This window comes from Massilia phosphatilytica (assembly GCF_977014125.1).
Genome location: NZ_CDRNIL010000132.1, coordinates 1 through 12,104, shown reverse-complemented (window position 1 = coordinate 12,104; position 12,104 = coordinate 1). Strand labels below are relative to the sequence as shown.

The window sequence follows — 12,104 nt, the reverse complement described above, 5'->3', positions numbered from 1 at the left end:
TTATGTACGTACTTCGTTCAGTTACGTATTGCTAAGGTTAAAACGGAGGAGTTAGTTGGATGATCCAGCACCTAAGGTTAAGACGGGGGAGTTCATGTTCGGCCATGACCAGCGCCTGGGGCTGAAGCCGGACGTAAGGTATGGCTGTTCGCATGCACGACTGGGTTTAAAACGTCGTGAGACAGTTTGGTCCCTATCTGCCGTGGGCGTTGGAAATTTGAAGGGGGCTGCTCCTAGTACGAGAGGACCGGAGTGGACGAACCTCTGGTGTACCGGTTGTCACGCCAGTGGCATTGCCGGGTAGCTAAGTTCGGAAGAGATAACCGCTGAAAGCATCTAAGCGGGAAACTCGCCTTGAGATGAGATTTCCCGGAGCCTTGAGCTCCTTGAAGGGTCGTTCGAGACCAGGACGTTGATAGGTCAGGTGTGGAAGTGCAGTAATGCATTAAGCTAACTGATACTAATTGCCCGTACGGCTTGTCCCTATAACCTTGGCAGTCATTGCCAGTACAAGGGTTCAGCTGTTTGTTGAGACAACAGATTAAGAAACTACTTCTTCCAGATTCAGAGTGACGCAAGCACCCAGCAAGCGGCACTCGTACAAGTTATGCCTGATGACCATAGCAAGTCGGTACCACCCCTTCCCATCCCGAACAGGACCGTGAAACGACTTTGCGCCGATGATAGTGCTGCAACCAGTGTGAAAGTAGGTTATCGTCAGGCTAGTTATATGCAGAAGCCCGCTCAGTTCGATACTGAGCGGGCTTTTTGCTTTCTAACGCACCTTCTTCAAATACGCGCGCAAACCATGGGTCAACACCAGCGGAAAGACGCTGGCATGATCCTCGTCCGCAAACACTTCGAGCCTGCTTTTGAGGTTCGGATAGCGGTGCGACTTGAGCGCAGCGTCGAAGTCGGCATAAATCCGCGACCATGTCCGCATTCTCTTCCGTGCGCGACCGTTTCCGGTCCTTGCCGAGTGTTTCGCGCCCGCCGATACCGAAAAACACGGAAGCTGGCATATCGTTGTGCCCTTTTGCGTAATCCTGTTCGCGTTCGAACATCACGCCCTGGTCGAACCACAGCGAAGGACTGCCGAGAATGTAATGGTCGAACGTGCGCGGTTCACTCGGCAGCAACTGCAGGCCCAGCAGGCTGCCATACGAATGGCCGACAAAGATCTTGCGGCTCATGTCGGCCCGATAGTTCGCGGCGACCAGCGGAAAGACGTCGGCGGCGATGAAGCGGCCATAAGCCTGCGCCTCGCCAAACGCCGGCGTCCGGCCCGGCATATCGGCGGCATAATCCTGGCGCCGCGGCACGGCCGGCGTGTAGTCGCGGCGGCGGCTGTACACGGGAGTGTCGCCGTGCGCATACGACAGGCCGACGACGATCACCTCTTCCATGCCCGCATGCTTGGCCAGCCGCTGCGCGATACCGCGCGCGACCGGGAATGCGTAATTGGCGTCGGTGACGAACAACACGGGATAACGCCGGTTCGACGAACGGTACGAATCCGGCAGCGCAACGAACACCTGATAGTCGCGGTTCAGCGCGCGCGCGTGCACCTCGCGCACTTCCGTCTCGTCGAGCACATACGGCGCAGGTGCCTGCGGCCGAGGCCAGGCCGGACGCGAAGCAACACAACAACAACAGCTTGCGAACCGTCGTCATGGGCGCGCCTCTGCCGCCAGCACGTCTTCCAGCCTGGTACGCGCGTTTGTCGCATACTTGCGGCAGGCGTCGTGATCGACGAACGCCGCGTCCCCGAGTTCGGCCTGCTTCGCTTTCCGCTCCCACAAGTCGCTCCCTTCCGGATGGGCGCTCACGAGCACGTCGCAGTCCAGTCCTTCGACGGTGGCGATGGAGTGTTCGACGTCCGTCCGCGCATTCGGGTACAGCGGATTCCTGCTGAAGCTGCGGCCGTCGGCGGCCAGCGCATTGATGCTGTCCGCGTACACGATGTGCATCGTCTTGCCGCCTTCGCTCGACTGCCACGTCCAGCTGGTACGCACCCAGCGTGCGCCCGGCGTGAAGCGCGCGGTGACGGCCAGCGAGCCGAGTTTTACGACCTCGCCATCGCGCACGGCGCGCGTGTTGGCGACGGGGTCCATTGGCTTCAGGCCGGGATACTGCGCGTCGCGCTTGTCCGGCTGCCCTGTCCGCAGCACCTCGACGGACGCCGGACTAGCCAGCACCACGGCGCCGCTCATCTTCTGCAAATCGGCGATGCCGCCGGCGTGGTCGAAGTGCTCGTGTCCATTCAGGATGTAGCGGATGTCCTCGACCTTGAAGCCGAGTTGACGGATGTGTGCAGCAATCTGCGCGGACGCGCCGGACGGGCCGCCGTCGATGAGGATGTGACCGGCCGGCGATGTGATCAGCACGGCGCTGATGCCGCGGGTGCCGACGTAATACGTATTGCCGTAGACGGCGAACGGATCCTGGGAGGCATACCAGTCCGCCGCGCCGGCGCCAGCCGAAGCGGAAGCGCCGCCGAGCAGGAGGGCGGCGGCCAAGCGTATCGTGTTTTTCATGGGGTAGCGTGAGAGTTGATAAAGAATCGTGATTGCGCCGCCGATTCTGCAACCCGCGCGGCGCCACGGCCCGTCCTGCGTGACGAAACGCCGCTTCCACGTGATGAAGCGGCCGCCTGCGGTCTTCGGACAGGCAAGGCCGCTGCTATACTTTTCCGATGACGCAGCACGCCGACACGACCATCCCCCATCCCGCGATACCGCCCGCGGCCAGGACCCTCGTCATCGTGGTGCTCGTGTGGACCGCGATCAGCGCGCTCGGCGCCTTGCAGACCTACAGCGACAACCTGCGCCTCGGCGTGGACAGCCACTATCCGTCCCTGCTGGTGACGTGGTTCATCGAGTACGCGGTGCCGCTGATCGTCCTGAGCGCAGGCCTGAGCATGGCACTGGCGCGCTGGCCCACATTGATCGCCCGTCCGCACAACGTGCTTCTGCTGTTCGTCGGCCTCGTGCTCGTGTTCCAGCCCACGCAATGGACGTACATGGCGTGGCTGCGCGGCTACCTGCACATCGCGAGTCTCGACGACGCGCGCCGCCTGTTGATGAAGATGCTGCTGGTCGGCTGGTTCTCGACCACCGGTACTTTTGCGGCGATCCTGGCCATCCATTACTGGCGCCAGGTGCGCGAGCGCGAACTGGCTTGGCAGCGCAGCCAGACCGACATGCTCAACCTGCGCCTCGCGCTGGAAGAACAGCGCATGCTGGCCCTGCGCGCGCAATTCGAACCGCACTTCCTGTTCAATGCGCTGAATGCGATCAGCGCCCTCGTGCGCGAAGGCGACCGCACGCTGGCCCTCGGCGGCATCGGCCGCCTGAGCGACCTGTTGCGCTATGCGCTGTCGGCCAGCGTGCGCAACACGGTCACGGTCGCCGCCGAGCTGCAGTTCGTGCGCGATTACCTCGACCTGCAACGCCTGCGCTACGGCGACCGGTCTGCAGGTGCGCATCGAAGGGGAAGAGCGGTTGCTGCACGACGTCGACTGTCCGCCGCTGCTGCTGCAACCGCTGATCGAGAACGCGCTGCGCCATGATCTCGATTGCCGCGATGGGCCGAGTGATATCCGCCTCGCCTTCGTGGCCGATGGAGACGCGCTTACGATCCGGGTCACGAATCCCGTCAGCGCGCATGCTTCTCCCAATCCCGGCGCCGGACTCGGGCTCGCGAACACGCGCGAGCGGCTGCGTCTCATGCATCCCACCGCGTCGCTGCGCACGGATTTGCAGGAGGGCCGGTTCGTGGCCGAAGTGCGCCTGCCGCTGGAGCGGGAGTAAGCGATGACGGTGCGTTACCTGATCGTCGACGACGAGGCGCCCAGCCGCGCCAACCTGCGCCTCGCGTTGGCGGCGCATCCGGACTGGCTGCTCGCGGCCGAATGCGACGGCACCGCGGCCGCGCGTGCGGCGCTGTCCGTCCACGACGTCGACGTCATCTTCCTCGACATCCAGATGCCGGCCGAATCGGGGCTCGTGCTCGCGCGCGCGATCAGCCGCCTGTCTGCGCCGCCGCTGATCGTGTTCGTGACGGCCTACAGCGAACACGCGATCGATGCGTTCGAAGTCCACGCGCTCGACTACCTGCTCAAGCCTCTGAACGACGCGCGCCTGAGCCAAGCCGTCGAGCGCATCGGCGCGATGCTGGGACAACGCCAGCGCGAGGCGTATGGCGCGGCCTTGCGCGATTACGTCGACGCCGGCGCGGACCAGGCGAAGGCAGCCCTGGAACGGATCAACGTGCGCTCCGTCGGCCGCATCGAACAGATCCTCGTGGCGGACATTCTGTGGATCGAATCGGCCGGCAATTACGTCGAACTGCATCTGGCGGGGCGCACGGTCCTGCATCGCATTACGCTGAACCGCCTCGAGACGCTGCTCGCGCCCGACGACTTCCTGCGCGTGCACCGCGGCGTGATCGTCAGGCGCGGCGAGATCGCGCGCCTGGATTCCGTCGGCGATGGCGGCTATCGGCTCACGCTGCGCTGCGGCGCCGCGGTCGCCGTCAGCGAGCGTTACCTGGGCGCCTTGAAGTCGGCGATGTGACGAAGTGCCGTCTTGCCGGGACGGCCGCGCTGTCTGCGAACGTAGGTCGCTGCCTATACTGTCGCTCGTCATGAACGATCCGGAGAACGCTTTGCTTACCCTGTCACGTCCCACGCGATCCATCGCCGTCGCATGCCTGTCCCTGCTGCCGCTGACGGCCGGCGCCGTCGATGCGGCCACCGTGCGCGCAGCGGTCGATCGCGCTATTCAACCGCTGATGGCGCAGCACGACGTGCCCGGCATGGCGGTCGCCGTCACCGTCGATGGCCACGCGATGTTCTTCAATTACGGCGAGGCGTCGAAACAGGGCCATGTGCCCGTCACCGAGAACACGCTGTTCGAACTGGGCTCCGTCAGCAAGACCCTCACTGTGACGCTGGCCTGTCACGCGCAGGACCTCGGCAAGCTGTCGTTCGGCGATCATCCCGGTGCCTACACGCCGCAGCTGAAGGGCAGCGCGATCGACCGCGCGAGCCTGCTCGAACTGGGCACTTATACGCCGGGCGGTCTGCCGCTGCAATTCCCGGACGAGATCGAGACGGATGCGCAGATGATCGACTACTTCCGCGCGTGGCGCCCGGACGCGGCGCCCGGCACGCAGCGCCGTTATTCGAATCCCAGCCTCGGCCTGTTCGGGCACGTGACGGCGCGCGCATTGGGCGTCGATTTTGCCGACGCCGTCGAGGGCTGGCTGTTTCCCGCGCTGGGCCTGAAGCACAGCTATATCCGTGTGCCGTCCGGTGCGATGGGCGACTACGCCTGGGGCTACGACAGGACGAACCACCCCGTGCGCGTCAGTCCGGGCGTGTTCGATGCCGAGACATACGGCGTCAAGTCCAGCGCCGCCGACATGATCCGTTTCGTCCAGGAGAACATCGACGCGAGCGCCCTGCCGGCCCCGATGCGCCGCGCCATCGATTGCACGCACAAGGGTTACTTCCGGATCGGCGATATGGTGCAGGGACTCGGCTGGGAGCAATACCGTGCACCCGTGACCCTGGCCGCCCTGCAGGCCGGGAACTCAGCGAAGATGAGCACCGAGCCGAATCCGGCCACACGGCTGCAGCCGCCGCAGTCGCCGCCGCGCGGAACGCTGTTCAACAAGACCGGCGCCACGCGCGGTTTCGGCACCTATGTGTTGTTTGTGCCCGAATATCGCGTCGGAATCGTCATGCTCGCCAATAAGAATTACCCGATACCGGCACGGGTGCAGGCCGCGTATGCGATTCTCCAGCAACTGGCGCCGTGATACCGTCAATACGCGCCGATGCGACAAATCGCCCTTGCGCACTCGCCCGTGGTTTTGCTATAGTTCGCGTCCTGCTTCTGCAGCGCAAGAAATTTCAGCTAAATCAAACAGTTGAAATCGGGGTTTTGACAACGCCGCTTGTGCTGAAGAAAAAGAGGGGTTGACGAGTTAAACGATGTGCTGCATACTCTCGCTCCTCTGCTGCTGACGAACAAAACGATTCGCAGATGCAGCAAGGCAGTACCGAATACAGTTCTTTAACAATCAACAGTCGATAAGTGTGGGCGTTTGATGAGGTGCCAGCAGTCACGTAAGTGCTGCTGAATGCTTAAATTATCAAATGTTCACACAAAAGAAATACGTTGCTCAGCAATGAGTAACGGTCAGTATTTTGAGTGAGCGATCTGCTGCGAAAGCAGCAAAAACAGAGATTAAACTGAAGAGTTTGATCCTGGCTCAGATTGAACGCTGGCGGCATGCTTTACACATGCAAGTCGAACGGCAGCGCGGGGCAACCTGGCGGCGAGTGGCGAACGGGTGAGTAATATATCGGAACGTACCCAAGAGTGGGGGATAACGTAGCGAAAGTTACGCTAATACCGCATACGATCTACGGATGAAAGTGGGGGACCTTCGGGCCTCATGCTCCTGGAGCGGCCGATATCTGATTAGCTAGTTGGTGAGGTAAAGGCTCACCAAGGCGACGATCAGTAGCTGGTCTGAGAGGACGACCAGCCACACTGGGACTGAGACACGGCCCAGACTCCTACGGGAGGCAGCAGTGGGGAATTTTGGACAATGGGCGCAAGCCTGATCCAGCAATGCCGCGTGAGTGAAGAAGGCCTTCGGGTTGTAAAGCTCTTTTGTCAGGGAAGAAACGGTTTCGGATAATACCTGGAGCTAATGACGGTACCTGAAGAATAAGCACCGGCTAACTACGTGCCAGCAGCCGCGGTAATACGTAGGGTGCAAGCGTTAATCGGAATTACTGGGCGTAAAGCGTGCGCAGGCGGTTTTGTAAGTCTGTCGTGAAAGCCCCGGGCTTAACCTGGGAATTGCGATGGAGACTGCAAGGCTTGAATCTGGCAGAGGGGGGTAGAATTCCACGTGTAGCAGTGAAATGCGTAGAGATGTGGAGGAACACCGATGGCGAAGGCAGCCCCCTGGGTCAAGATTGACGCTCATGCACGAAAGCGTGGGGAGCAAACAGGATTAGATACCCTGGTAGTCCACGCCCTAAACGATGTCTACTAGTTGTCGGGTCTTAATTGACTTGGTAACGCAGCTAACGCGTGAAGTAGACCGCCTGGGGAGTACGGTCGCAAGATTAAAACTCAAAGGAATTGACGGGGACCCGCACAAGCGGTGGATGATGTGGATTAATTCGATGCAACGCGAAAAACCTTACCTACCCTTGACATGTCAGGAACCTCCGAGAGATTGGAGGGTGCTCGAAAGAGAGCCTGAACACAGGTGCTGCATGGCTGTCGTCAGCTCGTGTCGTGAGATGTTGGGTTAAGTCCCGCAACGAGCGCAACCCTTGTCATTAGTTGCTACGAAAGGGCACTCTAATGAGACTGCCGGTGACAAACCGGAGGAAGGTGGGGATGACGTCAAGTCCTCATGGCCCTTATGGGTAGGGCTTCACACGTCATACAATGGTACATACAGAGGGCCGCCAACCCGCGAGGGGGAGCTAATCCCAGAAAGTGTATCGTAGTCCGGATCGCAGTCTGCAACTCGACTGCGTGAAGTTGGAATCGCTAGTAATCGCGGATCAGCATGTCGCGGTGAATACGTTCCCGGGTCTTGTACACACCGCCCGTCACACCATGGGAGCGGGTTTTACCAGAAGTAGGTAGCTTAACCGCAAGGAGGGCGCTTACCACGGTAGGATTCGTGACTGGGGTGAAGTCGTAACAAGGTAGCCGTATCGGAAGGTGCGGCTGGATCACCTCCTTTCTAGAGTGGCACTGCGAGCGCGAGCTCGGTCATCAAGCGCCTACGCTTATCGGCTGTTATAAAGTTAAACGAGAAGAGTTTTCGGGGCTGTAGCTCAGCTGGTTAGAGCACCGTGTTGATAACGCGGGGGTCGTTGGTTCGAGTCCAACCAGCCCTACCAGGCATCACCGCGCCGTTCGTAATTCCCTGGGGGATTAGCTCAGCTGGGAGAGCACCTGCTTTGCAAGCAGGGGGTCGTCGGTTCGATCCCGTCATCCTCCACCACTCTTGTTCACTGCATTTACGTAAGACTCAAGTGGTTTAGGTAAGTGTAGTTCTCGTTCTTTAACAATCTGGAAGAAGTAAAGTTTTCTTTAAGCGTTCAACGCATCGAAAGATGTATTGGACACTTAGGGTAGTAATCTGTATGTATCAACAAACAAAGTAAGCTGAACTCTTGTCGATATGACGTTCCCTTCTCGTCTTTCCTTCGGAAAGACTGCAGGGGCCAACGTTATAGGGACAAGTGAATAAGTGCACATGGTGGATGCCTTGGCGATTACAGGCGACGAAGGACGTAGTAGCTTGCGATAAGCTGCGGGGAGTGAGCAAACACACTTTGATCCGCAGATTTCCGAATGGGGAAACCCGGCCTTTTAGGTCATCGCATACTGAATACATAGGTATGCGAAGCGAACGCGGCGAACTGAAACATCTAAGTAGCTGCAGGAAAAGAAATCAACCGAGATTCCCAAAGTAGTGGCGAGCGAAATGGGAAGAGCCTTGTACGTGATAGTCGACTGAATAGTGGAACAGCTTGGAAACGCTGGCCATAGAGGGTGATAGCCCCTTACACGAAATTCAGACGGTGATACTAAGCGTACGACAAGTAGGGCGGGACACGAGAAATCCTGTCTGAATATGGGGGGACCATCCTCCAAGGCTAAATACTCGTAATCGACCGATAGTGAACCAGTACCGTGAGGGAAAGGCGAAAAGAACCCCGGGAGGGGAGTGAAATAGATCCTGAAACCGTGTGCATACAAACAGTCGGAGCCTCTTCGTGGGGTGACGGCGTACCTTTTGTATAATGGGTCAGCGACTTACATTCAGTGGCGAGGTTAACCGAATAGGGGAGCCGTAGAGAAATCGAGTCCGAACAGGGCGACAGTCGCTGGGTGTAGACCCGAAACCAGGTGATCTACCCATGGCCAGGATGAAGGTGCGGTAACACGCCCTGGAGGTCCGAACCCACTAATGTTGAAAAATTAGGGGATGAGCTGTGGGTAGGGGTGAAAGGCTAAACAAACCTGGAAATAGCTGGTTCTCTCCGAAAACTATTTAGGTAGTGCCTCAAGTATCACCACCGGGGGTAGAGCACTGTTATGGCTAGGGGGTCATTGCGACTTACCAAACCATTGCAAACTCCGAATACCGGTGAGTGCGAGCTTGGGAGACAGACGTCGGGTGCTAACGTCCGGCGTCAAGAGGGAAACAACCCAGACCGCCAGCTAAGGTCCCAAAGATTGGCTAAGTGGAAAACGAAGTGGGAAGGCTAAAACAGTCAGGATGTTGGCTTAGAAGCAGCCATCATTTAAAGAAAGCGTAATAGCTCACTGATCGAGTCGTCCTGCGCGGAAGATGTAACGGGGCTAAGCCAGTCACCGAAGCTGCGGATATGTGCTTGCACATATGGTAGGAGAGCGTTCCGTAAGCCTGAGAAGGTGTCTTGTAAAGGATGCTGGAGGTATCGGAAGTGCGAATGCTGACATGAGTAGCGATAAAGAGGGTGAAAAGCCCTCTCGCCGAAAGCCCAAGGTTTCCTGTTCAACGTTCATCGGAGCAGGGTGAGTCGGCCCCTAAGGCGAGGCAGAGATGCGTAGCTGATGGGAAGCAGGTTAATATTCCTGCACCGTCGTATGATGCGATGGGGGGACGGATCGCGGAAGGTTGTCCAACTGTTGGAATAGTTGGTTTTTGACTCATAGAAGGCGCTTAGGCAAATCCGGGCGCGTAATTCAAGGGGTCGAGACGGGTGTCCTTGCGACACGAAGCAATCGGAAGTGGTTCCAAGAAAAGCCTCTAAGCTTCAGTCATACGAGACCGTACCGCAAACCGACACAGGTGGGCGAGATGAGTATTCTAAGGCGCTTGAGAGAACTCGGGAGAAGGAACTCGGCAAATTGGTACCGTAACTTCGGGATAAGGTACGCCCCGGTAGCTTGACTGCTTTACTGCAGAAGGGTGAAAGGGTTGCAATAAACTGGTGGCTGCGACTGTTTAATAAAAACACAGCACTCTGCAAACACGAAAGTGGACGTATAGGGTGTGACGCCTGCCCGGTGCTGGAAGATTAAATGATGGGGTGCAAGCTCTTGATTGAAGTCCCAGTAAACGGCGGCCGTAACTATAACGGTCCTAAGGTAGCGAAATTCCTTGTCGGGTAAGTTCCGACCTGCACGAATGGCGTAACGATGGCCACACTGTCTCCTCCCGAGACTCAGCGAAGTTGAAATGTTTGTGATGATGCAATCTACCCGCGGCTAGACGGAAAGACCCCATGAACCTTTACTGTAGCTTTGCATTGGACTTTGAACCAATCTGTGTAGGATAGGTGGGAGGCTTTGAAGCGGGGACGCCAGTTCTCGTGGAGCCAACCTTGAAATACCACCCTGGTTCGTTTGAGGTTCTAACCTTGGCCCGTAATCCGGGTCGGGGACAGTGCATGGTAGGCAGTTTGACTGGGGCGGTCTCCTCCTAAAGTGTAACGGAGGAGTTCGAAGGTACGCTAGGTACGGTCGGACATCGTGCTAATAGTGCAATGGCATAAGCGTGCTTAACTGCGAGACCGACAAGTCGAGCAGGTACGAAAGTAGGACATAGTGATCCGGTGGTTCTGTATGGAAGGGCCATCGCTCAACGGATAAAAGGTACTCTGGGGATAACAGGCTGATTCCTCCCAAGAGTTCATATCGACGGGGGAGTTTGGCACCTCGATGTCGGCTCATCACATCCTGGGGCTGTAGCCGGTCCCAAGGGTATGGCTGTTCGCCATTTAAAGTGGTACGTGAGCTGGGTTTAAAACGTCGTGAGACAGTTTGGTCCCTATCTGCCGTGGGCGTTGGAAATTTGAAGGGGGCTGCTCCTAGTACGAGAGGACCGGAGTGGACGAACCTCTGGTGTACCGGTTGTCACGCCAGTGGCATTGCCGGGTAGCTAAGTTCGGAAGAGATAACCGCTGAAAGCATCTAAGCGGGAAACTCGCCTTGAGATGAGATTTCCCGGAGCCTTGAGCTCCTTGAAGGGTCGTTCGAGACCAGGACGTTGATAGGTCAGGTGTGGAAGTGCAGTAATGCATTAAGCTAACTGATACTAATTGCCCGTACGGCTTGTCCCTATAACCTTGGCAGTCATTGCCAATACAAGGGTTCAGCTGTTTGTTGAGACAACAGATTAAGAAACTACTTCTTCCAGATTCAGAGTGACGCATGCACCCAGCAAGCGGCACTCGTACAAGTTATGCCTGATGACCATAGCAAGTCGGTACCACCCCTTCCCATCCCGAACAGGACCGTGAAACGACTTTGCGCCGATGATAGTGCTGCAACCAGTGTGAAAGTAGGTTATCGTCAGGCTAAGTCAAACTGCCTACCATGCACTGTCCCCGACCCGGATTACGGGCCAAGGTTAGAACCTCAAACGAACCAGGGTGGTATTTCAAGGTTGGCTCCACGAGAACTGGCGTCCCCGCTTCAAAGCCTCCCACCTATCCTACACAGATTGGTTCAAAGTCCAATGCAAAGCTACAGTAAAGGTTCATGGGGTCTTTCCGTCTAGCCGCGGGTAGATTGCATCATCACAAACATTTCAACTTCGCTGAGTCTCGGGAGGAGACAGTGTGGCCATCGTTACGCCATTCGTGCAGGTCGGAACTTACCCGACAAGGAATTTCGCTACCTTAGGACCGTTATAGTTACGGCCGCCGTTTACTGGGACTTCAATCAAGAGCTTGCACCCCATCATTTAATCTTCCAGCACCGGGCAGGCGTCACACCCTATACGTCCACTTTCGTGTTTGCAGAGTGCTGTGTTTTTATTAAACAGTCGCAGCCACCAGTTTATTGCAACCCTTTCACCCTTCATGCAGTAAAGCAGTCAAGCTACCGGGGCGTACCTTATCCCGAAGTTACGGTACCAATTTGCCGAGTTCCTTCTCCCGAGTTCTCTCAAGCGCCTTAGAATACTCATCTCGCCCACCTGTGTCGGTTTGCGGTACGGTCTCGTATGACTGAAGCTTAGAGGCTTTTCTTGGAACCACTTCCGATTGCTTCGTGTCG

At 57.6% G+C, this 12,104-nt stretch carries 6 protein-coding genes, 2 tRNA genes, 4 rRNA genes and 1 other annotated feature; of the genes, 10 read left to right on the top strand and 2 right to left on the bottom strand.

Features of this window, described 5'->3' with window-relative positions; all coding sequences use genetic code 11:
* A 23S ribosomal RNA gene (locus ACWNCF_RS04710) occupies window positions 1-485 on the top strand; the annotation flags it as partial.
* Window positions 486-610: 125 nt separating this feature from the next.
* Window positions 611-723: ribosomal RNA gene (gene rrf / locus ACWNCF_RS04705) — 5S ribosomal RNA — on the top strand.
* Here rrf and ACWNCF_RS04700 read toward each other — a convergent pair.
* Both ACWNCF_RS04700 and bla read right to left on the bottom strand, forming a co-directional pair.
* Window positions 723-1,595 (bottom strand): alpha/beta hydrolase, encoded by an 873-nt coding sequence (locus ACWNCF_RS04700; RefSeq protein WP_449406206.1) that lies wholly within the window; start codon window positions 1,593-1,595, stop codon window positions 723-725. The genes rrf and ACWNCF_RS04700 overlap by 1 nt on opposite strands.
* Before the next feature lie 75 nt (window positions 1,596-1,670).
* A complete protein-coding gene (gene bla, locus ACWNCF_RS04695) occupies window positions 1,671-2,537 on the bottom strand; it encodes a subclass B3 metallo-beta-lactamase (protein ID WP_449406205.1) in 867 nt (288 codons plus the stop codon).
* Window positions 2,538-2,695: 158 nt separating this feature from the next.
* On the opposite strand from bla, the gene ACWNCF_RS04690 reads away from it, so the two are divergent.
* From ACWNCF_RS04690 to ACWNCF_RS04655, 8 genes are all read left to right on the top strand, one after another.
* Complete coding sequence (locus tag ACWNCF_RS04690) at window positions 2,696-3,571, top strand: sensor histidine kinase (protein WP_449406204.1); 876 nt, start codon at window positions 2,696-2,698, stop codon at window positions 3,569-3,571.
* A complete protein-coding gene (locus ACWNCF_RS04685; protein ID WP_449406203.1) occupies window positions 3,504-3,812 on the top strand; it encodes a hypothetical protein in 309 nt (102 codons plus the stop codon). The genes ACWNCF_RS04690 and ACWNCF_RS04685 overlap by 68 nt, the downstream gene beginning before the upstream one ends.
* A 3-nt stretch (window positions 3,813-3,815) precedes the next feature.
* On the top strand, window positions 3,816-4,577 hold the full coding sequence (locus ACWNCF_RS04680) for a LytR/AlgR family response regulator transcription factor (RefSeq protein ID WP_449406202.1): 762 nt from the start codon (window positions 3,816-3,818) through the stop codon (window positions 4,575-4,577).
* A gap of 100 nt (window positions 4,578-4,677) precedes the next feature.
* Entirely contained in the window at window positions 4,678-5,826 is a 1,149-nt protein-coding gene (gene ampC, locus ACWNCF_RS04675; RefSeq protein WP_449406207.1) for a class C beta-lactamase, read from the top strand.
* Between the two features lie 433 nt (window positions 5,827-6,259).
* A 16S ribosomal RNA gene (locus ACWNCF_RS04670) occupies window positions 6,260-7,788 on the top strand.
* 83 nt (window positions 7,789-7,871) lie between these two features.
* A tRNA-Ile gene (locus ACWNCF_RS04665) sits at window positions 7,872-7,948 on the top strand.
* Between the two features lie 28 nt (window positions 7,949-7,976).
* A tRNA-Ala gene (locus ACWNCF_RS04660) sits at window positions 7,977-8,052 on the top strand.
* Between the two features lie 235 nt (window positions 8,053-8,287).
* Window positions 8,288-11,164, top strand: a 23S ribosomal RNA gene (locus ACWNCF_RS04655).
* A gap of 111 nt (window positions 11,165-11,275) precedes the next feature.
* Window positions 11,276-12,104, bottom strand: a sequence feature (most likely nonfunctional fraction of RNA operon).

Bases quoted from the DNA above. Each gene is read 5' to 3' on its own strand.
- bla (WP_449406205.1), bottom strand. From the start codon at position 2,537: ATGAAAAACACGATACGCTTGGCCGCCGCCCTCCTGCTCGGCGGCGCT.
- ACWNCF_RS04690 (WP_449406204.1), top strand. From the start codon at position 2,696: ATGACGCAGCACGCCGACACGACCATCCCCCATCCCGCGATACCGCCC.
- ACWNCF_RS04680 (WP_449406202.1), top strand. From the start codon at position 3,816: ATGACGGTGCGTTACCTGATCGTCGACGACGAGGCGCCCAGCCGCGCC.